The organism is Nocardia pneumoniae NBRC 100136, from assembly GCF_000308755.1.
Classification (GTDB): Bacteria; Actinomycetota; Actinomycetes; order Mycobacteriales; family Mycobacteriaceae; genus Nocardia; species Nocardia pneumoniae.
In genome coordinates this window covers 1-22,806 of record NZ_BAGF01000086.1, presented here as the reverse complement: position 1 = coordinate 22,806, position 22,806 = coordinate 1, and the positions used below count along the sequence as shown (strand labels likewise).

The window sequence follows — 22,806 nt, the reverse complement described above, 5'->3', positions numbered from 1 at the left end:
TGCCCATGGCCACCACCGCACGGCCGGTAAGCACCGGCTGGTTCACATCGACCAGATCGAACAACGGCAACCAATGTGTCGAGGTTCGGTTCGATGGTGATGCGGTGCTCATCCGTGACAGCAAATATCGCCGCAACCCGGCCAACCGCCCCGCCGACGAGCCCATCATCACCGTCTCCGCAGCCGAATGGACCGCGTTCCTGGAAGTCCTGCGCACCCGCGGGCGATCCAATGGCGAACTGAGCGCGCACACCGCCGCCAACGGTCACACCACACTGCGCCACGGCGAAACCACCCTCACCTACACCCCCGAGGAATGGGACGCCTTCGTGCTCGGCGCACACGACGGCGAATTCGACCGTATCGTCGCGTTCGCTTGATTCCTCTGCTCAGTACACCCCCGGCCTGCGCGGCCGGGGGCCGGCCCGCGCGCGTATCGGCATACTGGAGATCGTGACTTCCGAGCTGACCCGCCCTTCCGGTATCGATCTGTCCCACCTCGACCAGGGCGTGCGGGTGCAGGACGACCTGTTCGCGCACGTCAACGGCAAATGGCTGGCCGACCACCAGATACCCGCCGACCGCGCGGTGGACGGCGCCTTCCGCGCGCTCTACGACCAGGCCGAGCTGGACGTCCAGGCAATCATCCAGAATGCCGCTGCGGCCGACGCCGAGCCGGGCAGCGACGCCCGCAAGATCGGCGACCTGTACTCCAGCTTCATGGACACCGCCACGGTGGCCGCCGCCGGGCTCGCGCCGATCGCCGCCGAACTCGCCGCGATCGCCGAGGTGAACGACAAGGGGGCTTTCGCGACGCTGCTGGGCCGGTTGCAGCGCACCGGCGTCGGCGGCGCCGTCGCCGTCTTCATCGACACCGACGACAAGAACTCCACCCGGTATCTGGCGCACGCCACCCAGTCCGGGATCGGGCTGCCCGACGAGTCCTACTACCGGCAGGACGAGTTCGCCGAGATCCGCGGGAAGTACATCGCGCACATCAACCGCATGTTCGCCCTGGCCGCCGCCGACCCACGGGTGGCGGGGTCGCTGCCCGCCGAGTTGGACACGGTCGGGCAGCGCGTCTTCGCCTTGGAACAGAAGTTGGCCGCCGGCCACTGGGACGTCGTGCGCCGCCGCGACGCCGAACTCAGGTACAACCTGAGCACCTTCGACGCGCTGGTCGCGGACAATCCCGAATTCGACTGGGCCGCCTGGACCTCGGCGCTCGCCGAGGGAGTCGGAGGCAACGGACCCGATCTGTTCGCCGAGTTGGTCGTCTACCAGCCGGATTACCTGCGTACCTTCGCACGGGTCTGGGCCGGCGAGCCGCTCGCGGACTGGCAGGCTTGGGCGGCCTGGCGGGTGTTGCGTTCGCGGGCATCGTATCTGACCGACGCGCTGGTCGAAGAGAACTTCGATTTCTACGGCCGTACGCTCACCGGCGCCGAGGAGAACCGGGAGCGCTGGAAGCGCGGCGTCGCGCTGGTGCAAGACCTGCTCGGTGAGGCGGTCGGCAAACTGTATGTGGCCGAACACTTCCCGCCGGAGGCGAAGGCGCGGATGGTGGAGCTGGTGGCCAACCTGCAGGAGGCGTACCGGCGCAACATCGCGGAACTCGAGTGGATGGGTCCGGACACCAGGGCCGCCGCGTTGGCCAAGCTGGCGAAGTTCACGCCCAAGATCGGCTACCCGGACAAGTGGCGGGACTATTCGGCCGTGTCCATCGATCCGGCCGATCTGGTCGGCAATTACCGCAACGGCTATGCCGCCGAACACGATCGGGATCTGAACAAGCTCGGCGGCCCGGTCGATCGGGGCGAGTGGTTCATGACCCCGCAGACGGTGAACGCCTACTACAACCCGGGCATGAACGAGATCGTGTTCCCCGCCGCGATCCTGCAGCCGCCGTTCTTCGATATGAACGCCGACGACGCGGCCAACTACGGTGGCATCGGCGCCGTGATCGGTCACGAGATCGGCCACGGCTTCGACGATCAAGGCGCGAAGTACGACGGCGACGGCAACATGGTGGACTGGTGGACCGACGCGGATCGCGCCGAATTCGCCAAGCGCACAAAGGCATTGATCGCCCAGTACAACGTGCTCTCGCCCACGGACCTGCCGGACGAGCACACTGTCAACGGCGAGTTCACCATCGGCGAGAACATCGGTGACCTCGGTGGCCTGTCCATCGCGTTGGAGGCGTACAAGATCTCGCTGAACGGCGCCGAGGCGCCGGAGATCGACGGACTCACCGGTTTGCAGCGGGTGTTCTACGGCTGGGCACAGGTGTGGCGGACCAAGGCCCGCGCGGAGGAGGCCATCCGCCGACTCGCCGTCGACCCGCACTCACCGCCCGAATTCCGCTGCAACGCGGTCGTGCGCAACATCGACAGCTTCCACGAAGCGTTCGACGTCAAACCGGGTGACGCGCTGTACCTGGAACCCGCTGAGCGCGTGAAGATCTGGTGAGTTCGCGGGCTGGGGGCGGCCCCACTCAGAGGGGCCGCCCCCAGCCGACCGCTTTGATCGTCAGCGTCCGTATGGGAGCTGACGCGACAGCGGGCAGGTATCAGTTCCAGTCGCCCAGGCCGTCGCTGGTGCTGAGGGTGCCGCCCTTGGTGTTCTGCACGATCACCGCGTCGCCCCGGCGCGCGTTCTCGAAGAACCACTTGGCGTCCTCGGTGCTGACGTTCAGGCAGCCGTGGCTGACGTCGGACACGCCCTGCTGGGCGACCGACCACGGAGCCGCGTGCACGAAGATGCCGCTGTTGGAGATGCGGGTCGCGTACTCGACCTCGAGCTTGTAGCCCTCGGGGTCGGTGGTCGGCACACCGTAGGTGGACGAGTCCATGATCATCTTGCGCTGCTGCTCGCCGACGATGTAGGTGCCGTTCGGGGTCTCGTGCTTGGGCTTGCCCATCGAGGTCGGCATTTCCTTCACCACCTCGCCGTTGCGGGTGATGGTGATGGTGTGGGTCTCGTCGTCGGCGGTGGCGACGAACGCGTCGCCGATCCGGAACGAGCTGGTCGTGCCGCCCGCCTGGACCTGCACGTCGGTGTTGTCCGGCCAGAACTCGTCCGGACGCCAGCGCACCTGCTTGTCGCCGCGCCAGTAGAAGTGTCCGGGAGCGGGCTTCGATGAGGTGATCTTGATGGCCTTCTCGGCGGTCGCGTGGTCGGTCACCGGTTCCTTGAAGGTGATGATGATCGGCTGCGCGACACCGACGACCTCGCCGTCGGCGATGTTGATCGAGGGCGGGGCGAAGTTGGCCTGCGGCCCCGGATCGGTGGCCGCGGTGGCCGAGCCCGTGTCGAGACCCGGAATCGGTTCGGCTTGTGCGGGCGCGACGAGCATGACACCGGCTGCCGCGATCGCGGCGGACAGCAGGACGCCCTCGCGCAACCGGCGGGTTAGCCGAGCTCCCTTGCGGTGAGCAGGCAACGACGCGGTGTGCAAAGCGGCATGCATAGGTTTCTCGTCCATTCCATCTCTCGCACGCGCGCGTGCGAGATCTTTCATTCAGCGCGGAGCCAGAAGAGCGCCCCATGGGTATTGACAGCCCGACCCGTCGTCCTTCCTACCGTCCCGGCGGCCGCCGAAGCTACCGGCGTTTCAGTGTGATTCAGTCAGCGCGCTGACTGTGCTCTGTATCACAACTGATTCCAATGGGTATTACTGCCGCGAAGGTCCCGGTCAACCCCGGATCGCCGCGCATAGGGACCAGTTCCGATAAAGGGCCGGAAGGGAATACGCGCAAACCTCTTAGTGAGGAACATCACTCACCACGTCGAACGTGATCGGGTGATGGGGGCCGCTCGCGATGTTGTGCGGCACCGAGACCGGGACGCGTCCGTACGCATAGCGTGGCGAGAGCCGCAGGTGTTTCCGCCCGAGAATGGTGGCCAGCGCGATCCGCAATTCGTAGTCCGCGAGCGCGGCGCCGACACAGCGCCGGTGGCCGCCGCCGAACGGAGCGAACTCGAACGGACGGTAGCGGCGCTCGGTGAAGCGACTCGGGTCGAAGCGGGCGGCGTTGGACCAGACGTCCGGGTCGGAGTGCAGCAACGGGACCGCGATCCCCATGGTGTCGCCGGGTGTGAGCGCGACGCCGCGCAGCGCGTACGGCTCGGTGAGCCGCCGTAGGACGATCGGGACCGGCGGGTGCAGCCGCAACGTCTCCTGGCATACGGCGTCCAGGTAGGGCAGTCCGGCCAGCTCCATCGCGCCGGCGTCGGGACCGGCGTCACGCAGCTCCGCTCGCAGCCGCGCCAGCGCCTCCGGTGCCCGATGCAGCCGGAACAGCGCCCACACCAGCGCGGTGGCGGTGGTCTCGTGCCCGGCGACCAGCAGGGTGCGCACCTGCTCGCACAGCTCGTCATCGGTGCTCGCGGCAGGCTCGTCGGCAGCGGCGGACAGCAGCATGCCCAGCACATCGGTCGGCTGCGCGCCGTCGGTCCGGCGCCGCCGTGCGATCTCGGCGCGGATCAGCGTGTCCAGCCGCGCGCGGGCGGCGTGGACCCGGTCCCATGGACCGTGCCCGAGCAGTCCGTGCCGCAGGGCGGGCACCAGCAGCAGCGGTCCGGAGAACGCGGTGAGGAAGTCCGTGACGGCGGCGGTGTACTCCGCCTGCCGCTGCGCGTTGTCCACTCCGAGCACCACGGTCGAGATCACCCGTAGCGTGAGCGCCCGAGCCGCCGCGCGGGCGTCGATGCGGGCGCCCGTCACCCAAGCCTGGCCGCTTTCCCCGGCCATCTCCCGGATGGTGGCGTCGCGGATGAGCTCGCCGTAGTCGCGAATCCGCACGCTGTGGAATGCGGGCGCGAGCAGCGCACGGTCACGCCGGTGGCGTTCGCCCGAAGCCAGGATCAGCGATGCCGCGCCGACCATCGGCTCGATCGGATTCGGACGTGGCGGCCGCGTGAATTCCACCGGCGCACGGAATATTTCGCGTGCGCCGACGGCCGTCCCGGTGAAGAGCGCCGCACCGAATCCAGGAAAGCGAATATAGAAGGGATCGCCTTCGCGCGCCCTGCGCCACCGGAAGTACCGGTCGAAGTCGATTCCCGCGGCGAGCGCGTGCAGCAATGTGAGTCGGGGCGCGCGTGGCCCGGCGCTGTCCTCGCTTGCGCTGGTTGTCGGCATGCGCACGTCCATAACCAGAGATACGAACCAGGCACCACAGAGGTTCGACGTCCGTTCAGTTGGGCAGCCCGCTGCTGGGCTACCGTCCGGCCTGCATGTATTTGCGGACCGTGGCCTGTGCTGTCGCCCCCAGCCGCGCGAGCCTGGCGTCACCGAGCGCGGTGACCATGCTGCCGATCCCATTGGTCACGAACGCGATCGACATCCGGAGATCCGGATCGGCGTAGGCGCCCGAACCGCCCGCGCCATAGTGGCCGAACGCGTGTCGCGGCTGCTGCTTGGCCATCAGCACGGGCCGGTGATAACCGAGTGTGAAGCGGATCGGCACACCGAGCACGTAGTCGCGGCTCTGAGCGGGCTGCACCCTGCTGATCTTCTCGATCGTTTCCGGAGCCAGGAATCGCACGACGGGCTCCGGAGCGGCCGTGCCGAGGCCGTGCACGCCCCGCTCCGGCCGGTCGGGGTAGACCACACCGCCGTTGGCCAGCGCGCCGTACATCCGCGCCAGTGCGCGTGCCGAGAACACGCCGTTCCAGCCGGGCATCACCGCGTCGTGCACCCGGGGGTCGCGGACCAGCTCGTCGAAGCTCTCCGGCATGCCCGCCTCGGCCAGCCCGCGCACCGGCCGCACCCAGGACATCACCGAGGAAGCGGTGTTCCAGCGGATTCCCGGCGGACCGAGCGGCCGCACGATCTTGGCGATCCGATGTCGTTCGGATTCCGGCACCTGGAACCAGTACTCGTCCAGCCCGAGCGGCTCGGCGATCTCGGTGCGCACCACGTCGGTGAACGACGCGCCGGTCACCCGCTGCACGATCTCGGCGACCAGCCAGCCGAAGGTGATCGCGTGATAACCGGAGGTGCGGATGCGGCGTGGATCCGGCGGGCTGTCGGCGAGCGCGCGAACGACGGCGTCGTAGTTCAGGATGCCCTCGCGGCCAGGAACCAAGCCGCGCACCCGATGCAGACCGGCGCGGTGCGACAGGACGTCGCGCACCGTGATGTCCTCCTTGCCGTGCGCGGCGAACTCGGGCCAGTACTCCGCGACCGGAGTGTCGTAGCCGATCAGTCCGCGTTCGGCGAGCCGATGCACCACGGTGGAAGCCACACCCTTGCCGGTGGAGAAGGTCAGTACGACGGTCTCGCTGTTCCAGCGGCGCTCTTTGTCCGCCCAGCCGGCCCAGATGTCGACAACCGGCCTGCCGTCCAAATAGACCGCTAGTGCGCCGCCACCGCGCGCAGGCTGGGCGAACAAGCCGAAGAACTGATCGGCCAGCCGGATGAAGCGCGGCTCGACCAGCATGTCGCGCGGTGGCGCAAGTTTCTTGCCCGCCGCATCGGCGGGCTCGAACTCATCAGCCGCCATTGCCGAAACCATGGGGTCACCTCCTGACCACCGTTAGTCGCGCCGGTGAACCAGAGTAACCCGCCGACCAGGTCCGCCGACGGGTAAAAGGCGTGGTGAGGCAGTTACCGGCGGAATCTTCGACGGCTGGTTTCCGTCTCCGGCTCGACGTGCGCTCGGTCGATGGTGTATTCATGGCGTGGTATTTCAAGCACAGCTATGGCAACTTCGGATTCTTACGGGGGTGTGAGTTCGGAGCGTTACAGCGGGAGGACTGTACGTGTCTCGTCAACCGACCTGGGGTCGTCTCGCCTTTGCCGGACTCGCGATCGCGGCGGGTCTGTCGCTGATCGGGTGCAGCTCCACCATCAGCGGTACCGCGCAGCCTGCCGTGGAGAACGGGACGATCGATGCCGTCTCGGCGACCAACACGCCGAAACCGTCCGCGAGCAGGCCCGCTCCGAGCACCAGCAAGCCGTCGCCGACCAAGTCGGGCGGCAACACCGATTTCCAGGCCGAGGTCGGTGACTGCGTGACACTCGGCGGCACCACCACCAACGCCACCATCGACAAGGCGTCGTGCGGTAGCCGTGCGTCGAACTACAAGGTGATCGAGAAGAAGTCCAAGAGCTCGCAGTGCGTCAGCGACGCGGACAACTACTACGCCGAGACCATCAACGGCATCGAGCAGGGCGCGCTGTGCCTGGACATCGACTGGGTGGTCGGCGGCTGCATGGACGTCGGCGGCGATGATCCCAAGCGCATCGACTGCACCGGTTCCAGCCCGGCGAAGGGCGTGAAGGTGGTCAAGATCCAGCAGGGCGCCGACGACGTCAGCGTCTGCGGCAGCGGCACCGGCTACGTCTACGACAAGCGCCGCTTCGTCGTCTGCGTCCAAGAACTCTGACCTGGCGGATGACCCATACGGGCCGTGCCTCGCGGGGCACGGCCCGTCATCGTTGGGGCTACCGACCGGCGGCCTGTCGCTAGGTTGGGTTGGTGAGCACCACTGAGCTTCCCCGTCTGCGATCGGGCACTGGTCGCTGGATTCTGCTGGCTACCATCCTCGGATCGTCGGTGGCCTCGCTCGACGCGACGGTCGTCAACATCGCACTGCCGCGGATCGGGGAATCGCTTGGCACCGACGTCGCCGGACTGCAATGGACGCTGAACGGCTACACGCTGACTCTCGCCTCGTTCATCCTGCTCGGCGGTTCGCTGGGTGACAAGCTCGGCAGGCGCAGGGTCTTCGTCTGGGGAACCGTCGCTTTCGCGATCTCGTCCGTCTTGTGTGGCGGGGCTACGTCCATCGAGATGCTGGTCGCGGCCCGGATCCTGCAGGGCGTGGCGGGCGCGATGCTCACGCCGGGCAGCCTCGCCCTGATCTCATCCTCGATCGACCAGCGCGACCAAGGCGCGGCGATCGGACTCTGGTCGGGCTTCGGGGGCGTGGCGGGCGCGCTCGGCCCTTTCCTCGGCGGTTGGCTGATCGAGATAGCGGGCTGGCGGTCCATCTTCTTCCTCAACGTTCCCCTGGCCGTGGTGGTTGTGCTCGTCGCGGTGCGGCACGTGCCGGAGAGCCGGGACCCGGGCGCGGCGACCGAGCTCGATCTGCCTGGCGCGCTTGTGGTCGCGCTCGGCCTCGGCGCGCTGACGCTGGGACTGATCGACACGATTCCGCTGCTCATCGGCATCGGTGTCGTGTTGTTGGCGGTCTTCGTCGTGATCGAGTTGCGCGGCGATCACCCGCTGGTGCCGCCCTCGCTGTTCCGTTCCCGGGTGTTCACCGCGGCCAACCTCGTGACGCTCGCGGTCTACGCCGCCCTCGGCGGCGTGTTCTTCCTGTTAGTGCTGGAATTGCAGCTGGTGGCGGGATACTCGCCGCTGATGTCCGGGGTCGCGACTGTGCCGGTCACCCTGATCATGCTGGCGCTCTCCGCTCCGGCCGGGCGCTGGGCGCAGGTGCACGGGCCGCGCATGCCGATGACCGCCGGACCGCTGCTGGCGGCCGCGGGCTTGGTGCTCTTGCTGCGCATCGGTCCCGACACCACCTACCTCACCGACGTGCTGCCGGGCGTGTTCGTCTTTGGGCTCGGGCTCGCGGTCCTGGTCGCCCCGCTGACCGGAGCGGTGCTCGGCGCGGTGCCCAGCAGTGAGGCGGGCATCGCATCCGGCGTGAACAACGCGGTCGCGCGCACGGCGCAACTGCTCGCCGTGGCGGCGCTGCCCGGGCTCGCGGGCATCTCGGGCGCGTTGGGCGACCCGGAGGCGTTCGACGACGGCTTCGCCACCGCGATGTGGCTGTGCGTCGGCCTGCTGGTGACCGGAGCGGCGCTCGCCGCCGTCCTCCTGCGTCCCGAGCGGCGCGCGCCCGTCCTGGACAACGTCGACTGCCTGCCGCAATGCGGTGTGGCCGGTCCTGCGCTCGCACCGGCCCGAAGCGAAAAGTGAGCGGCCCGAATGGATTGCTCCATTCGGGCCGCTCGACTGGTACTCCTCGACTCAGGTGTGATCAGATCGGGATGTACCCCGCGCCGACGCCGCCGCGCGCGTTGAGATCACCCACGATCGCACTCATGTTGGTGCCGACTTCCGGGCCGAAGCAAGCGATGGCCAGGTAGGCGTTCACCATGCCGACAAGCGTCGTGCCGACGACGACCGGTGCGCCGGAGTCGCCTTCCACCACGCACATCTGACTCCAGGTCTCGACGTTCGTCCGGAACACGTCACCCCAGGCGATACCGCAGGTGTTGCCGGTGGTCCGGCCTTCCTTGCAGACGATCTGCGGGAAGCTGGCAGGCCCGCCGACCCCGGTGATCGTGACGTTCCCGATGCGGTTCACCGGGACGATCTTGCCCGGCTCGAACTGAATGACGGCGTAATCCAGGTCGTGGTTGGAATAGGTGAACCGGCCGATCACGCCCGCGTCCCGATCGGATTCGGCGTAGACCTGCGAGCCCGGATCGCCACAGTGTCCAGCGGTCAGCCCGACCAGACGGCCCGCGTTGTCGTGGCCGACCGTGGTGACCGTGCACTCGAATTGGTTGTCGATGATGATCCCGGATCCACCGCCCACGACCGGCAGGCCCGGTTGGGCGTTTGCGGCCCCTGCGCCCGTGCCGAGCAGCGCCGCGCCAAGGGCGACGGCGAAGGCGGCGTTGGCCACCTTGGCGAGTTTGCTGAACATGTCCCTCCAGACGTCGGAAGCCCGCACGATATCAATCTGTCGCACCCATCGTGTCAGTAATCGACCTCGGGCGCGTCACCCACTACGGGTTGTCCCCATTGCGATCTAGTTCAACCCTATTTCATACACAGCAGTTGTAATGTACCTTACGTGCCTAATAGCGGACCGCTATCATAATTGTGAAAATCTCGTGTCCGTTTGTGCTGCAGGGGTACTAACAGGTGGGTGAGTTCGTCTCCGGAATCAAATATGATTTTTGATGAATTCTCTCCATATTAATTCGCCACAGCAACCGGCATAGGCCGGAGATTCACGCAGGTTGGTTGTCACTTGTGCCAGAGATCGGCGCGCCGGTACTAGGCCGTATCCCAATGTTCACGGCCGCTGCCATTGCTTTTTGTCATCGGTGAGCGACATCTATGACCGCAATCACAAGCCAGTGGTGTGTTCTGCACTACTCCGTAGTAAGGTGCGTCAAGCAAACGAGTCGTCGGGGCAGCCAACCGGCGTCGAGGAGGGTTAGCCAGTGCAGTCGACCGAGAGTCCACCCCGAGGGTCACGGTTCAGTGATGCGGTCGATTGGACGAAGTCGTACTGGCAAGATCACCCGAAGCGTTCGCTGGAAACGTTCGGCCGTCAGATCACCATGGGTTTCGCCGCGGTCGCCGAACTGTTCGTCGCGATTTTCCGTCGGCGGTTCCCGTTCGGGGAGTTCATCCGGCAGTGTGCGTTCATGGCCAGTGTCTCCGCCGCGCCGACGCTGCTGGTCGCCGTCCCGATCGGCGTGATCGTCTCCATCCAGGTCGGTTCGGTCGCCGGTCAGGTCGGCGCCACCTCCTTTATCGGCGCCGCCAACGGCCTCGGCATCATCCAGCAGGGCGCCCCACTGGTCACCTCGCTGATGATCGCCGGCGCGGTCGGCTCCGCGGTCTGCGCCGATCTCGGCTCCCGCACCATTCGCGAGGAGATCGACGCCATGAAAGTGATGGGCGTCGATCCGATGCGCAGGCTTGTCGCACCGCGACTCGGCGCCGCGATGCTGGTCAGCGTGCTGCTGTGCGGCTTCGTGGTCTTCGTCGGTTTCTTGACCGGCTACATCTTCAATATCTTCGCGCAGAACGGTACGCCCGGTTCCTATGTCGGCACCTTCTCGTCGTTCGCGGTGACCACCGATCTGCTTGTCGCGCTGATCAAATCGCTGATCTTCGGACTGCTGGCCGCAATCATCGCCTGCGATACCGGATTGAACACCCGCGGCGGTCCCGGCGGTGTCGCGAACTCGGTGAATTCCGCGGTGGTGAGCTCCGCCATCATGCTGTTCGGGGTGAACCTCATCATCACCCAGGTTTACAACGCACTATTCCCGTCACAGGTGGTCTGAGCCGGTGTCATCGACCTATGTACCCCCGCTGCTGCGGCCGTTCCAATCACTCCGGAAATCCGCGCAAGCGCCGGTGGATCTGCTTGCCAGGCTCGGCCACCAGGTGTTCTTCCTGCTGCGCTCGATCGGCTCCATTCCGTTGGCGCTCAAGCACTACCCCAAGGAAGTCTGGCGACTGCTTTCCGACGTCACCTGGGGAAATGGCAATCTCGTCGTCGGCGGCGGCACCATCGGCGTCGTCGTCATCCTGAGCGCATTCGGCGGTATGACCGTCGGCATCCAGGGCTACAACTCGTTGAACCTACTCGGACTGAGTCCGATCACCGGCGCCATCTCGGCGTTCGCGACAACCCGTGAACTCGGGCCGCTGCTCGCGACGCTGGCGTTCGCGGCCCAGGCGGGCTGCCGGTTCACCGCGCAGCTGGGCGCCATGCGCATCTCCGAGGAGATCGACGCGCTGGAGTCCATCGCCATCCGGCCACTGCCCTATCTGATCAGCACCAGGATGTTCGCGGCGATGGTGGCCATCGTCCCGCTGTACTGCCTGGGTCTGGCCATGGCCTACATCTCCTGCGCGGTGACCGTGCAGTTGATCGGCGGCACCGCCGCGGGCACCTACCAGCACTACTTCTATCAGTTCCTGGTTCCGGTCGACGTGATCTACTCGCTGCTCAAGGCGATCCTGTTCGTCGCGATCACCACGTTCATCCAGTGCTACTACGGCTTCTTCGCCTCCGGTGGTCCCGAAGGCGTCGGTGTGGCCGCGGGCCGCGCGATCAAGATGTGCATCATCGCGGTCGTCTTCGCGAACCTGTTCATGACATTGGCGATCTGGGGTGTCAACCCCGGCATCCGGATCTCGGGGTAAACACCAGATGATCATCGATCCCAGTGGGCGCGGGCCCACGATGCGGCAGTTGCTCGTCGCAGGCCTGTGCGGTCTGATCGTCTTCGCGCTGGTGCTGGCCTTGTTGATGCTGCGCTACCAGGGCTACTTCAAGGACAAGGTCAACGTCACCGCGAACCTGACCACCACCGGCGACGGCTTGCCCGAGCAGGCCGACGTGAAGTTCCGCGGCGTGCTCGTCGGCGCGGTGCAGAACGTCGACGTCGCCGCGAAGGGCGAACTGCAGAAGGTCAGGATCGAGATGAAGCCGGAATTCGCCGGCGACATCCCGGCCAACGTGACCGCCCGCGTGGTGCCGAGCAACCTGTTCGCCGTCACCTCCGTCGAACTGGTCTTCAACGGACCCTCCGATCAGTATCTGCACGAGGGCTCCGTCATCGAGGAGGACCGCAGCCAGGGCACCATCGCGCTGCAGGACACCCTCACCACCGTGCGCGACATTCTCGACAAGATCGACCCGGTGCAATTCGGCCGCGTGCTCGGCACCCTGTCGCAGGCGCTGGACGGCAGTGGTCGGATGCCCGGCTCCACGGTCGAGCGGTTCGACCGCTGGCTGCTGGCGGTCGACGAGTCGATCCCCGACCTCGGCGTGCTGCTGAACGACTTCTCCGCGTCGTTCCACGCGCTCAACCAGTCCGCGCCGGAGCTGGTCGACGTGCTCGGCAGCTCGGTGCAGACCGCGCGCACCATCGCCGACCGACGCGGTGAGCTCGTCGCGCTGATCACCGGCACCAGCGGGACCATCGACACGGTGAACGATCTCTTCGCCCGCAACCCGGACGTCGGCAAGGAGGTCACCGCCGGGACCAACGACATGTTCGGCGCCCTCGCGGCGGATCCGGACGCGATCACCCGGAGCCTGCTCAACCTGAGCGAGACCATGCGCCGGATGGACACCACGTTCACCTGGGGTCCGCAGAAGCAGCAGGTCTGGAACGCGGGTGTCACGCTCACGCCGTACCGGCCGTACTCCGTGGCCGACTGCCCGCGCTACGGCGAGCTGGCCGGTCCGAGCTGCGCCACCGCGCCCGCCGTCGCGGAACTGCCCGACCTGCCCGAACAGCTGAAGCCGCGCGCGCTCGCCTCGGCGGCGGGGCTTCCACCGGTGGTGCCGATGCCGGGTCTGCCCTTGATCCCGGGTGTCACCACTCCGGACCCGACCCGGGCCACCGCGGCCGCTCCGACCGGCGGGGCGCCCGCTCCGTTCGCGGGCACGCCGCTCGAGGGTCTGTTCCCGATGCTGCCGCCTGGTCTGCTCCCGCCCGCCGCACCGGCGCCGGCTGCTCCGGCCGCCGCGCCGGAGGGCACCCCGTCGGCAGCGCCGATCGCCTACCAGGGTGACTCGGCGATCGTCGCGCTGCTCGGCCGCAAGCCGACCACCGCCGAATATCTGCTGCTCGGCTCGATTTTGAAGGGCGGAACCATGCACGTGTCCGACAATGGTGGCGGCCGATGAGCATTCGTAAGCCGCTGATCGGATTCAGCATCTTCGCCATCGTGTCGATCCTGGTCACGGTGGTGGTGTGGAATACGTTGGCGCGCATCGTCTCCGGCGACACCTACACCTACTCCGCGACCTTCTCCGACGTGCTCGGCCTGCACGAGGGCGACGACGTGCGCATGGCGGGCGTGCGGGTGGGCAAGGTGGAGAAGATCGAGCTCGCCCGCGACGCCGATCTGAAGAAGTCGGTCGCCAAGGTCACCTTCGTGGTGCAGCGCGATCAGACGATCTACGACGACACCAAAGCTCTTGTCCGCTACCAGAATCTGATCGGTCAGCGGTATGTGGCCCTGGCTCCCGGCAAGGCGCCGAGCCCCGCGCCGCTGAAGAACAAGGGGTCGATCCCGATCGAGCGGACCGAGCCGTCGTTCGACGTGTCGGCTCTGCTCAACGGCTTCCAGCCGCTGTTCCAGGTGTTGCAGCCCGAGCAGGTCAACCGGTTGTCGGAGACCTTCATCCAGGCGTTGCAGGGTGACGGTGTCTCGTTGAGCGCGTTCATCGTCCAGGCCGCGCAGCTGGCCACCGACTTCCAGCGCAGGGACGCGATTCTGTCCGATGTGATCACCAACCTCTCGGGCGTGATGGCGGGGTTGGCCAAACGAGGTGATGAATTGGAGACCCTGATAACCCAGACCCGCGCGTTGATCGGCGGGCTGTACGAACAGGGGCAGTCGTTGCTCGCCTCGACCGAGCAGATCGCCGGCGCCACCACGTCGCTGGTCGACATGATGGGCCGGATCCAACCCGGGCTGCAGACCGCGCAGAACTCCACCAGCGCGGCGCTGACCCTGCTGCTGGACAACGGCGCCAAGCTGGATCAGGCGGCGATCGACCTGCCGAACGTCCTGTCGGCGGCGGGCAGGCACACCTCCGAAGGCGCCTACGCCAACGCCTACCTGTGCGGCCTGGATGTCTCGCTCTACGGCATCCTGTTCCCGCGCGGACTGTTCTCCCAGATCGGTGGAACCTCGCACTCGGCGGTGTGCCGACCATGATGACGAAACTCAAGGCCAGGTTCGACAGCAACCGATACTTCTGGTTGGGCATCATCGGCGGCGTCCTCATCGTGGTGCTGCTGCTGGTGTCCAGCGTCTACAAGCTCATCGGGGTCGGCGAGCAGTCGATCAAGGCTGAGTTCGTGCAGGCCGCGGGCATCAAGGTCGGCGACAAGGTGAACGTCGCGGGGGTGTCCTCCGGCCGGGTGGTCGACGCCGAACTCGAGGGCAGCCACGTGCTGCTCACGCTGAGCGTGCGCGACGACGTGAAGCTCGGCCCGGACGCGCGCGCCTCGATCAAGATGGCCACGCTGCTCGGCGCCAGGTATGTCGACTTGGAGCCCGGCGACGGCTCCGGTTTGAAGGGCAAGCGGATCCCGCTGTCGAACACCGCCGTTCCGTACAACCTGGCCGACGTGGTGCAGATCGGCACGCCGAAGTTCGAGGCGCTCGACACCAAGAAGCTGGCGCAGTCGCTGAATCTGATCAACGAGCAGATGGATGGTTCGCCGCAGCTGGCCGCGCAGGCGCTCGACAGTGTCGGCGCGCTGGCCAAGGTGATCGATACCCGCAGGGCCGAGGTGGATGCACTGCTGAAGGACCTGGACCGGGTCACCCGGATCCTCGCCGACAACCGCAACAGCGTGCTGCTGGTGATCACCCAGGGTGAGGCCATCGCCAACCGGGTGATGGAGCGCCAGGCCCTGCTGCGCCAGCTGCTCGACGGTGTCGCGACGCTGACCAGGCAGCTGCAGGAGATCGGCGCGCAGAACAACGAGCAGCTCGGGCCGACCATCCAGCAGCTGAACACCATGGCCGAGGGCCTGCAGAAGAACAAGGACAACCTGGACCGGCTGCTGTCGCTCATGCCGCCGACCGTGCGCTACCTGGCGAACTCGTGGGGTGGCAGCGGTCCGTACGGCGACGTCGGCCTGCCGTGGCTCTTCCCGGACAACTGGTTGTGCTTCGCCCAAGTGATCGAGGGGTGCCAGGGATGAAACTCCGCACGGCTTTTCCGCTGAAGACCGTCGCGAAGACGCTCATGATCAGTGCCGCGGCACTGGCGGTCGGCAGTTGCTCACTGCTGCCCAGCTCGGTGAACGACGCGTTGGGCACCACGATGCGGATCACCGCCGACTTCGAGAACATCGCGGGTATCTACGAGGGCAATCCGATCACCGTGCTCGGCCTCGACGTCGGCAAAGTCGACAAGGTCGTGCCCAAAGGCACCCTGGTCGAGGTGCACATGTCCATCGACAAGGACGTGAAGATCCCGAAGGACGCGCAGGCCGCGATCGTTTCGCCGTCCATCGTGACCGATCGGCACATCGAGCTGACCCCCGTCTACACCGGCGGCGCGGCCATGTCCGACGGAGCGCACCTGCCCAAGGCGCGCACCAAGACGCCGGTCGAGCTGGACACGATGATCAAGACGATCGATCAGTTCGCCGCCGCGCTCAAGCCGGAGCCGGGTCAGGAGGGCATCGGGCCGCTGTCGGGCCGGGTGCTCTACCCGATGCTCAACGGCAACGGCGAGAAGATCCGCGACACCCTCAACGCGCTGTCCGGCGCGCTGAAGGTCGGCGTGGAGAACAAGGACGCGATCTCCAGCATCATCATCAAGTTGAACGAGCTCACCACCATGCTGGCCGAGAACGACCAGTCGGTGCGCGATTTCAGCAACCGGGTGACCCAGATGACCGGCCTGCTCGCCGAGCAGTCCCCCGGCTTGCAGGCCACCCTCGACCAGCTCAACGCCTTCCTGGTGAACACGAGCACCACGCTGACGCAGTACCAGGATCAGCTGGCGGGCACCATGGCCGGGTTGACCAACGTCACGCGGCAGCTGCGCGACAACGCCTACGGCATCACCGAGGTCGTCGACGTGGCGCCGATGGTCATGCAGAACATCGACGGCATCGTCAACCGCGAACACCAATACGTCCGGCTGCACGCGATCATCGGCACCGCGCTGTCGGGTGAGATCGTCAGCCTCTTCTGCGAACGCGTCCAGATGCGGGCCGACGGCTGCCGCACCGGAAACATGCAGGACTTCGGCCCCGACTACGGGCTCACCGCCGCACTGCTCGGACTGACGAAATGACGTACCGAATGACGATCAAGGCACGCAGGGCGCTGGTCGCCGTCGTCGCGGTGGCCGGTGTCGGGATCACCGCGGGCTGCGGATTCACCGTGGAGAAACTGCCGCTGCCCAAACCCGGCCTGAACGGGGACACCTACACGGTGCACGCGGTCTTCGAGAACGCGCTGAACCTGCCCGACCAGGCGAAGGTGAAGATCGGCGGCTCGGATGTCGGCGTGGTCACCGACATCAAGACGAAGAACTTCCAGGCCATCGTGGATCTGACCATCCGCAAGGACATCGAGTTGCCCAAGGGCAGCACGGCCGAACTGCGTCAGGCCACCCCGCTCGGTGACGTGTTCGTCGCGGTGTCCAAGCCCAAGGTCGATCCGGGCGCGGAAATGCTGCGCGACGGCGACACGCTCACTCTGGACAGCACCTCCGCGGGTGCGACCGTCGAGCAGCTGCTCATCTCGGTGTCCATGCTGTTCAACGGCGGCGGCATCGCGAGCTTGTCCAGGCTGGGCGCGGAGTTGGACTCCATCCTGGGCGGCCGCGGCGGGCAGCTGGCCCATCTGATCACCGAGATGACCGGTGTGGTCGGCAGTTTGAATGCCAACACCGCCCGGGTGGACAGCGTCCTCGGCGAGTTCAGCACCTTGGCCAATACCATCGAGTCGCGGCGGTCGGAACTCGGCGAGGTGGCCGACACGCTGCCGCAGATGATCGGCGCGGTCGCGGAGAACAACCGGGCCATCGGCGAGCTGCTGACCAAGCTGTCGGTGGCCAGCGCGGCGCTCGGCGATTACGCGAACACCTCCACCGAGCAACTGAGCAGCCTGCTGGAGAACACCCATCAGCTGATGGACGCGCTGGCCAGGACCGGTGACGGATTCGGCGTGCTGCTGGATCGGCTGCGGGTGCTGCGGCCGAAGGTCGACGCCACCTTCCGCGGCGGCAGTTTCGCGGTGTACGCGACCGCGACCAACCTGGACATCAGCGCGCTCACCGACCCGCAGCACGGCAAGATTCAGGATCTCAATGACCTGCAGGACTTCGCGGGCAGCTTGATCCAGGTACTGCAACTGGTGCAGGGCCGGGTGACGGGAGGACACCGATGACCTTCCTGCGCGACCTGGCCGGTCGCAAGCTGCTGCTGTCCAACCTGGGCTTGGTGCTCGTGCTGCTGGTCGGCGCCGCGTACCTGATGGTGAACGTCATGCGGGTCAACCCGCTGCGCTCGGACTACACGGTCACGGTGAACCTGGACCGCTCCGGGGGTCTGCAACCCGGCAACGACGTGACGCTGCGGGGCTGGCGGATCGGCAAGGTCACCTCGATCGAGCTGACCGACCGCGGCCAGGCCATCGCCGCCACCGCGCAGATCGACGCGAAGTACAAGATCCCGGTGGACACCCGGATCGCGGTGCAGGCGCTGTCCGGCGCGGGCGAGCAGTACATCGACTTCCGGCCGAACTCCGAGCAGGGGCCGTTCCTGGCCGACGGCGCGGTGATCGAGTTCGATCGGGAGAAGATCCAGACGCCGACCCCGGTGTGGGCGGTGCTGGACAACTCCAGCGCCCTGATCGCGCAGATCAACCCGGACCACTTCCAGGTCATCCTGAACGAACTGGACATCGCGCTCAGCGCGGGACCGGATCAGCTGCGCGGCATGGTCAACGGGATCAGTCTGGCGATGGCGGGCCTTGACTCGTTGCTGCCGCAGACCACGAACCTGATCACGAACCTGCGCACCATCGCCAACACCACGTCCATGGCGCAGCCGGACCTGGCCACCCTGACCCGCAACTCCGGCACGCTGTTCGAGCAGTTCAACAACGCGAACGCCGAACTGCAGCGCGTGCTGGATCAGGCTCCCGGCCAGCTCAGAAGCCTGGGCGCGGTGGTGGACCGGACCGCCGATCCGATCACCAGTCTGGCGACCAATTTCCAGGCGATCACCAAGGCGGCGCAGTTGCGGCTGCCCGCGCTGCGGGCGCTGTTCCCCTCGCTCGCGCTCGGCGGCGAAGCACTCGGCATCCCGGCGCACGACGGTGAGTTCCACGCGATCATCGATATCTGGCCGCGGCCGTTCTGCACCTACGAGACGCCGAAGATCCGCAACGAGGTCGTGCAGGACGGCACGATTCCGAAGTGGAACTACTGTGAGAACCCGCCGCCGGGCCAGCTGATCCGTGGTGCGGCGAACGCGCCGCGGCCCAACGTGCCGAACAACGGGGCGCACATGCCGCCGGGTGTGGATCCGCACGAGCGGACCCTTCCTCCGGTGCGGTGAGTTCGCACCCGGTCCGCCGGTCACCTCGCCGGACCGGGCATACTCGCCGGTAGAACGCGTAAGGTTCGCTGTCGCGGGCCCTGAAGCCAATCGGCGCGCGCCGACGCGCGCCGGGAAAGCAGGTTTGTATCGATGTCTACCGACGACGCCGAGACCGACAAGGACGCCGAGACCACCGCCGCCGCGGGCGGCAAGGACACCGACGAGGTGACCGAGAAGTCCGAGGACGCCGCGGACGCGGCGAAGCCCGAGCTGTCCAAGGCGGAGAAGGCGGACAAGCCGAAGACGGAGCGGAAGTCGGCGGGCAAGGACGCTGCCGAGGCGGACGCGAAATCCGCGTCGCTTCCGCTGGTGGCCGCGTTCGCGGCCGGTGTGCTGGCGGTCGCGGCGATCACCGCCCTCGTGGTGTTCTTCCTGCAGGGCAAGGACCGCGGTGACAAGCTGGACGCCATTCGCGATTCCACCAGCGCCGCCTGCGAGTTCGGCAAGGACGTCTCGGTCTACGACTACTCGAAGAACCTCGACGACTACTTCACCACGGTGAAGGCCGGATCGACCGGGGAGTTCCTGAAAGAGTTCGACGACGCGACCAAGGCGCTGAAGGACGCGATGGTGCAGGCACAGGTCAAGTCCTGGGCTGACGACGTGCAGTGCGGCTACCAGTCCGGTGACAAGACCTCGGCGAAGGTGCTGGTGACCCTCACGCAGTATCGGACCAACTTCACCCAGGCCAACCCGGAGCGGCAGTTCGTGGTCGTGATCGCCCAGCTGCAGAAGTCGGGCGACAAGTGGCTGGTCGAGAAGCTCGACTCGCCGATGCTGAAGGGCGCCGGGACGGGCCTGCCCGGTGCGCCGGGTGCTCCCGCGCCGCCCGGGGCGCCGCAGCCCGCGCCGTCCGGTCAGCCCGCGCCGCAGCCGGGTAACTAGCCGAGCGCCTCCGGCGGTGGGCCGAGCCACCACCGCCGGAGGTCATTCGGGCAGCCTTCCTGGTCCGCGCGAGCGGATCAGAACAGCGTCAATGCTTGTGGCGCCGACGGCGCGGCCGCCTTCCCCGCGGCCTTGTCCTTCGGCGCTTCCGGCGCCGTCGACGCTTCCTCCACAGCCACCGCGGGCATTTCCACGGTGTTCGCCTCGGCGACAGCCGCGGTGACCGCCGCCTGCCGAGCCGCTTCTCCGGCCAGCGCGTCGGCCTGCTCGTTGAAATAGTTGCCGACATGTCCCCGGACCCAACGGAATCGGACCGGACCCGGCCTGCTCGCGATGGCCCGATCGATCTGCTGGATGAGTTCGACATTCTTCACCGCGCCGCCGGTGGACGTGCGCCATCCGTTGAGCCGCCACCCCGACACCCACTCCGAGGCGCATTTGATCGCGTACAGCGAATCGCTTTCGATGAGAAGGGGTTCGGACCCGGGGTGGGCGACGATCGCCTCCAGCACCGCGCGCAACTCCGCCACCTGGTTGGTTCCCGACGCGGCTCCCCCACTCGCCGAGGAGCCCTGATGATTGACCCAAGCCCAGCCGATGGCGCCGCCGGGATTGCGCAGGCAGGATCCGTCGGTGCTCACGATGATCATGGCTGGCACCCTACGCAATCCGACCGACAAGATCGGTACCGTGGAATTCCTCTATCTCCCTCCGTAACCGGGACTCCGTCCGGCGTAGCGCCGATTTGACCGCGGCGTCCACCAGGCGTCCGGCCGGGCCGCGCGGATGGCCGTATTCCGCCTCGGAGGTCAGCACCGACCGCCCGTAGCCGAGCGGGTCGAAGCGCAGCGTCAGCGTTCCGGACAAGCGTCCACGAAGCGTATACCCGATCACCGCGTTGCGGCGGTATTCGGTGATCTCGCAGGTCACATTGGGTCGCCAGAGTGCGAGGCGGGCACCGGCCGCGAAGACGGCGCCGAGCCCGCGGTCCGCGTCGCCGGTCGGTACGAATTCCGCGACGCCGAACATCCAGTCCGGCACGAATAGGTGGTTGTCCGTGTAGTTGAAGGCGACCTCGACAGGCGCTCCGACGTCACTCGCGTACTTGATGTGGCCCATAGGCCCTCCCTGTTCACGACTGGCGTTAAAAGTACTACAGCTCTCCTCTTTATTCGAGAGCTCGGCAAGATTTGGTGTGCCGTATTGCCAGATCGCGACCGGCCGGTTTCTCCGTGGATAGGTGCCTTTCGACAACGCTCAGAGTTGGTCGACGATGTGCCGCGCGATCGGCATGGCCGAGGTCGCGGCAGGCGAAGGGGCGTTGAGCAGGTGGATCGCGCGCGCGGTGCGCTCGATCATGAAGTCGTGCATCAGGGTTCCGTCCCGCAGTACCGCCTGGGCGCGGATGCCCGCCTCGCGCGGAAGCAGATCGGCGAGCGTCAGCTCCGGGCAGTAGCGGCGGCACTGCGCCAGGTACCCGCGTTTGAACAGTGAGTCGCGCAGTTCCCGCAGCCCGGTCCGCACGTTCGCCCTGGCGACCCGGTGAAATCCGGGAAATCCGAATATCTCTCGTGCGTCCCTGGCGTCGAAGCTGCCCTTGCGATAGCCCTCTCTGGCCAATCCGAGCACCGCGTTCGGGCCGACGGTCAGCGCGCCATCGATCGTCGGGCTCAAATGCACACCGAGGAAGGGCAACTCGGGATCCGGAATGGGATAGATCAGCGTGCGGACCAGCCCGGCTCGTTCCCGCGGCAGCTGGTAGTACTCGCCCCGGAACGGAACGATGCGAAAGTCCGTGCGCAGCCCGGCCGCTCGCGCCATCCGATCGGCTTGCAAACCCGCGCAGACAACCAAGCGGCGCGCGGTCCAGGAGCCGGTCGGGCCTGCGGCGGTCACCGCGTCCGCCGTCTCGGTGAGCGTGGTGATCTCGGTATCGAGCAGGAATTCGCCACCGGCCGCGCGTACTTCCTCGGCGAGCGCGGTCGTCACCCGGGTGAAGTCGATGATCCCCGTGTCGGGTACGAACAGTGCGCCGACGCCGGTGATCCGCGGTTCGCGCCGAGCGAGTTCCGCGGCGTCGATCAGTTCGACGGCCACCCCGTTGGTGATCGACCGTTCGTGCAGCGCGAGCATCCGCGCGTATTCGGCATCGTCGGTGGCCACCAGCAACTTGCCGCAGACTCGGTACGGAATGCCATGTGCCGCGGCGAAGTCCTTCGTCCAGCGTGCGCCGCGGCGGCACAGCGTGGCCTTGAGGCTGTTCGGCGGATAGTAGATGCCGGAATGGATGACGCCGCTGTTGTGCCCCGTCTGGTGAGCGGCGAGCTGAGATGCCTTCTCCAGCAGCACCAGGCTCGCGCCGGGGTGGCGCGTGAGGATCTGGTGCGCGGTCGCGACGCCGACGATGCCGCCGCCGATGACGCAGAAGTCATAGGTGGTCATCCCCGCGCCTCCCTTTCGCTCGGCTCCGGCGCGACCGCGACAATGTCGATGGTTCGCTTGCTCATTGTCGAGCAGGGTAAGCGGTGGCATGACAACGATGCCCTCGCGGGGCGTTCATGTTTCCGGCAGTACACGAGCGGGTAAATATCCGTGTAGCTGGCGAGCGTCATTCTCGACTGCCACATCGAGACACCCGGCCAACGGCGTCCGGCCGTCGACACGAACACGGCGCACCCAAGTGTGGCGCTCGCCCGCTCCAAACCTCGGATCGGGTCGAGTGGCAGCGGGTCAGGCGAACTGGCCCGCTGTCCTTCCTTCCCCTGTCGGCCCCGCGAAAGCCTGTGCGATGGTGAGCCATTCGGCCGCGTCGTCGCCGTGCGCCTCGATCGCGAGGTCGTCCGGATGGCGGCGCTGCGTCACCAGGAGGCAGAAGTCGAGCGCGGGTCCGGTCACCCGCTGCGCGGCGTCGTCGGGGCCCCACGACCAGATCGTGCCATCCGGCGCCGTCAGCTCGACTCGGAATTCCGCAGCGGGCGGGGTCTTTCCGTGCACCGTGTAGGCGAAGTTCCTAGTACGCACGCCGATATGGGCCACGG

Annotated in this window: 20 protein-coding genes and 1 pseudogene; 13 read left to right on the top strand and 8 right to left on the bottom strand. The window is 66.9% G+C overall.

The window, feature by feature from the left end; all coding sequences use genetic code 11:
* Positions 1–5: 5 nt before the first annotated feature.
* Complete coding sequence (locus ON34_RS28170) at positions 6–380, top strand: DUF397 domain-containing protein (RefSeq protein WP_040785088.1); 375 nt, start codon at positions 6–8, stop codon at positions 378–380.
* A 64-nt stretch (positions 381–444) separates the two neighbouring features.
* Positions 445–2,472, top strand: a complete 2,028-nt coding sequence (locus ON34_RS28165) for a M13 family metallopeptidase (RefSeq protein WP_373291984.1) — start codon at positions 445–447, stop codon at positions 2,470–2,472.
* Positions 2,473–2,572: 100 nt separating this feature from the next.
* Here the strand turns inward: ON34_RS28165 and ON34_RS28160 are convergent, their stop codons facing one another.
* From ON34_RS28160 to ON34_RS28150, 3 genes are all read right to left on the bottom strand, one after another.
* Positions 2,573–3,472: a L,D-transpeptidase gene (locus ON34_RS28160; RefSeq protein ID WP_083889844.1), complete on the bottom strand. Its 900-nt coding sequence runs from the start codon at positions 3,470–3,472 to the stop codon at positions 2,573–2,575.
* 294 nt (positions 3,473–3,766) lie between these two features.
* Positions 3,767–5,146, bottom strand: coding sequence for a cytochrome P450 (locus ON34_RS28155; protein ID WP_051023248.1), 1,380 nt, complete (start codon positions 5,144–5,146; stop codon positions 3,767–3,769).
* Between the two features lie 79 nt (positions 5,147–5,225).
* Entirely contained in the window at positions 5,226–6,512 is a 1,287-nt protein-coding gene (locus ON34_RS28150; RefSeq protein WP_040785084.1) for a serine hydrolase domain-containing protein, read from the bottom strand.
* Between the two features lie 259 nt (positions 6,513–6,771).
* Here ON34_RS28150 and lppU point away from each other — a divergent pair, with 259 nt between their 5' ends.
* Both lppU and ON34_RS28140 read left to right on the top strand, forming a co-directional pair.
* Positions 6,772–7,398 (top strand): LppU family putative lipoprotein, encoded by a 627-nt coding sequence (lppU, locus tag ON34_RS28145; RefSeq protein WP_040785082.1) that lies wholly within the window; start codon positions 6,772–6,774, stop codon positions 7,396–7,398.
* A gap of 92 nt (positions 7,399–7,490) precedes the next feature.
* Entirely contained in the window at positions 7,491–8,942 is a 1,452-nt protein-coding gene (locus ON34_RS28140) for an MFS transporter (protein ID WP_040785080.1), read from the top strand.
* A gap of 61 nt (positions 8,943–9,003) precedes the next feature.
* On the opposite strand, the gene ON34_RS28135 is transcribed toward ON34_RS28140, so the two are convergent.
* Positions 9,004–9,678 (bottom strand): S1 family peptidase, encoded by a 675-nt coding sequence (locus ON34_RS28135; protein WP_040785078.1) that lies wholly within the window; start codon positions 9,676–9,678, stop codon positions 9,004–9,006.
* A 526-nt stretch (positions 9,679–10,204) separates the two neighbouring features.
* Here ON34_RS28135 and ON34_RS28130 point away from each other — a divergent pair.
* From ON34_RS28130 to ON34_RS28090, 9 genes are all read left to right on the top strand, one after another.
* Complete coding sequence (locus tag ON34_RS28130; RefSeq protein ID WP_040785076.1) at positions 10,205–11,059, top strand: MlaE family ABC transporter permease; 855 nt, start codon at positions 10,205–10,207, stop codon at positions 11,057–11,059.
* 4 nt (positions 11,060–11,063) lie between these two features.
* Positions 11,064–11,927, top strand: a complete 864-nt coding sequence (locus tag ON34_RS28125) for an ABC transporter permease (RefSeq protein ID WP_040785074.1) — start codon at positions 11,064–11,066, stop codon at positions 11,925–11,927.
* 7 nt (positions 11,928–11,934) lie between these two features.
* Positions 11,935–13,422: an MlaD family protein gene (locus ON34_RS28120; protein ID WP_040785072.1), complete on the top strand. Its 1,488-nt coding sequence runs from the start codon at positions 11,935–11,937 to the stop codon at positions 13,420–13,422.
* On the top strand, positions 13,419–14,462 hold the full coding sequence (locus tag ON34_RS28115) for an MCE family protein (RefSeq protein ID WP_040785071.1): 1,044 nt from the start codon (positions 13,419–13,421) through the stop codon (positions 14,460–14,462). The genes ON34_RS28120 and ON34_RS28115 overlap by 4 nt, the downstream gene beginning before the upstream one ends.
* A complete protein-coding gene (locus ON34_RS28110) occupies positions 14,462–15,460 on the top strand; it encodes an MCE family protein (protein ID WP_040785093.1) in 999 nt (332 codons plus the stop codon). The genes ON34_RS28115 and ON34_RS28110 overlap by 1 nt, the downstream gene beginning before the upstream one ends.
* Positions 15,457–16,566, top strand: coding sequence for an MCE family protein (locus ON34_RS28105; RefSeq protein ID WP_040785069.1), 1,110 nt, complete (start codon positions 15,457–15,459; stop codon positions 16,564–16,566). The genes ON34_RS28110 and ON34_RS28105 overlap by 4 nt, the downstream gene beginning before the upstream one ends.
* 8 nt (positions 16,567–16,574) lie before the next feature.
* Complete coding sequence (locus ON34_RS28100; protein ID WP_040785067.1) at positions 16,575–17,666, top strand: MCE family protein; 1,092 nt, start codon at positions 16,575–16,577, stop codon at positions 17,664–17,666.
* A complete protein-coding gene (locus tag ON34_RS28095; RefSeq protein WP_040785066.1) occupies positions 17,663–18,841 on the top strand; it encodes an MlaD family protein in 1,179 nt (392 codons plus the stop codon). Before ON34_RS28100 ends, ON34_RS28095 begins: the two co-directional genes overlap by 4 nt.
* Positions 18,842–18,973: 132 nt before the next feature.
* Positions 18,974–19,768 carry a hypothetical protein gene (locus ON34_RS28090; protein ID WP_040785064.1) on the top strand — a complete coding sequence of 265 codons (795 nt, stop codon included), beginning with the start codon at positions 18,974–18,976 and terminating at the stop codon, positions 19,766–19,768.
* A gap of 77 nt (positions 19,769–19,845) precedes the next feature.
* Here the strand turns inward: ON34_RS28090 and ON34_RS28085 are convergent, their stop codons facing one another.
* The 4 genes and pseudogenes from ON34_RS28085 to ON34_RS28070 form a co-directional block, all read right to left on the bottom strand.
* Positions 19,846–20,418, bottom strand: coding sequence for a ribonuclease H family protein (locus tag ON34_RS28085; RefSeq protein WP_040785063.1), 573 nt, complete (start codon positions 20,416–20,418; stop codon positions 19,846–19,848).
* 10 nt (positions 20,419–20,428) lie between these two features.
* Positions 20,429–20,887: an SRPBCC family protein gene (locus ON34_RS28080; protein WP_040785062.1), complete on the bottom strand. Its 459-nt coding sequence runs from the start codon at positions 20,885–20,887 to the stop codon at positions 20,429–20,431.
* A gap of 138 nt (positions 20,888–21,025) precedes the next feature.
* On the bottom strand, positions 21,026–22,210 hold the full coding sequence (lhgD, locus tag ON34_RS28075) for an L-2-hydroxyglutarate dehydrogenase (protein WP_040785061.1): 1,185 nt from the start codon (positions 22,208–22,210) through the stop codon (positions 21,026–21,028).
* Between the two features lie 288 nt (positions 22,211–22,498).
* Positions 22,499–22,806, bottom strand: a pseudogene (locus ON34_RS28070) (wyosine base formation domain-containing protein); the annotation flags it as partial.

What these genes read in the sequence shown, in the direction of transcription:
- ON34_RS28150 (WP_040785084.1), bottom strand. Translation starts at nt 6,512, where the DNA reads ATGGCGGCTGATGAGTTCGAGCCCGCCGATGCGGCGGGCAAGAAACTT.
- ON34_RS28115 (WP_040785071.1), top strand. Translation starts at nt 13,419, where the DNA reads ATGAGCATTCGTAAGCCGCTGATCGGATTCAGCATCTTCGCCATCGTG.
- ON34_RS28160 (WP_083889844.1), bottom strand. Translation starts at nt 3,472, where the DNA reads ATGCATGCCGCTTTGCACACCGCGTCGTTGCCTGCTCACCGCAAGGGA.
- ON34_RS28090 (WP_040785064.1), top strand. Translation starts at nt 18,974, where the DNA reads ATGTCTACCGACGACGCCGAGACCGACAAGGACGCCGAGACCACCGCC.
- ON34_RS28120 (WP_040785072.1), top strand. Translation starts at nt 11,935, where the DNA reads ATGATCATCGATCCCAGTGGGCGCGGGCCCACGATGCGGCAGTTGCTC.
- ON34_RS28080 (WP_040785062.1), bottom strand. Translation starts at nt 20,887, where the DNA reads ATGGGCCACATCAAGTACGCGAGTGACGTCGGAGCGCCTGTCGAGGTC.
- ON34_RS28135 (WP_040785078.1), bottom strand. Translation starts at nt 9,678, where the DNA reads ATGTTCAGCAAACTCGCCAAGGTGGCCAACGCCGCCTTCGCCGTCGCC.
- lhgD (WP_040785061.1), bottom strand. Translation starts at nt 22,210, where the DNA reads ATGACCACCTATGACTTCTGCGTCATCGGCGGCGGCATCGTCGGCGTC.
- ON34_RS28105 (WP_040785069.1), top strand. Translation starts at nt 15,457, where the DNA reads ATGAAACTCCGCACGGCTTTTCCGCTGAAGACCGTCGCGAAGACGCTC.
- ON34_RS28085 (WP_040785063.1), bottom strand. Translation starts at nt 20,418, where the DNA reads ATGATCATCGTGAGCACCGACGGATCCTGCCTGCGCAATCCCGGCGGC.
- ON34_RS28095 (WP_040785066.1), top strand. Translation starts at nt 17,663, where the DNA reads ATGACCTTCCTGCGCGACCTGGCCGGTCGCAAGCTGCTGCTGTCCAAC.
- ON34_RS28155 (WP_051023248.1), bottom strand. Translation starts at nt 5,146, where the DNA reads ATGCCGACAACCAGCGCAAGCGAGGACAGCGCCGGGCCACGCGCGCCC.
- ON34_RS28110 (WP_040785093.1), top strand. Translation starts at nt 14,462, where the DNA reads ATGACGAAACTCAAGGCCAGGTTCGACAGCAACCGATACTTCTGGTTG.
- ON34_RS28170 (WP_040785088.1), top strand. Translation starts at nt 6, where the DNA reads ATGGCCACCACCGCACGGCCGGTAAGCACCGGCTGGTTCACATCGACC.
- ON34_RS28100 (WP_040785067.1), top strand. Translation starts at nt 16,575, where the DNA reads ATGACGATCAAGGCACGCAGGGCGCTGGTCGCCGTCGTCGCGGTGGCC.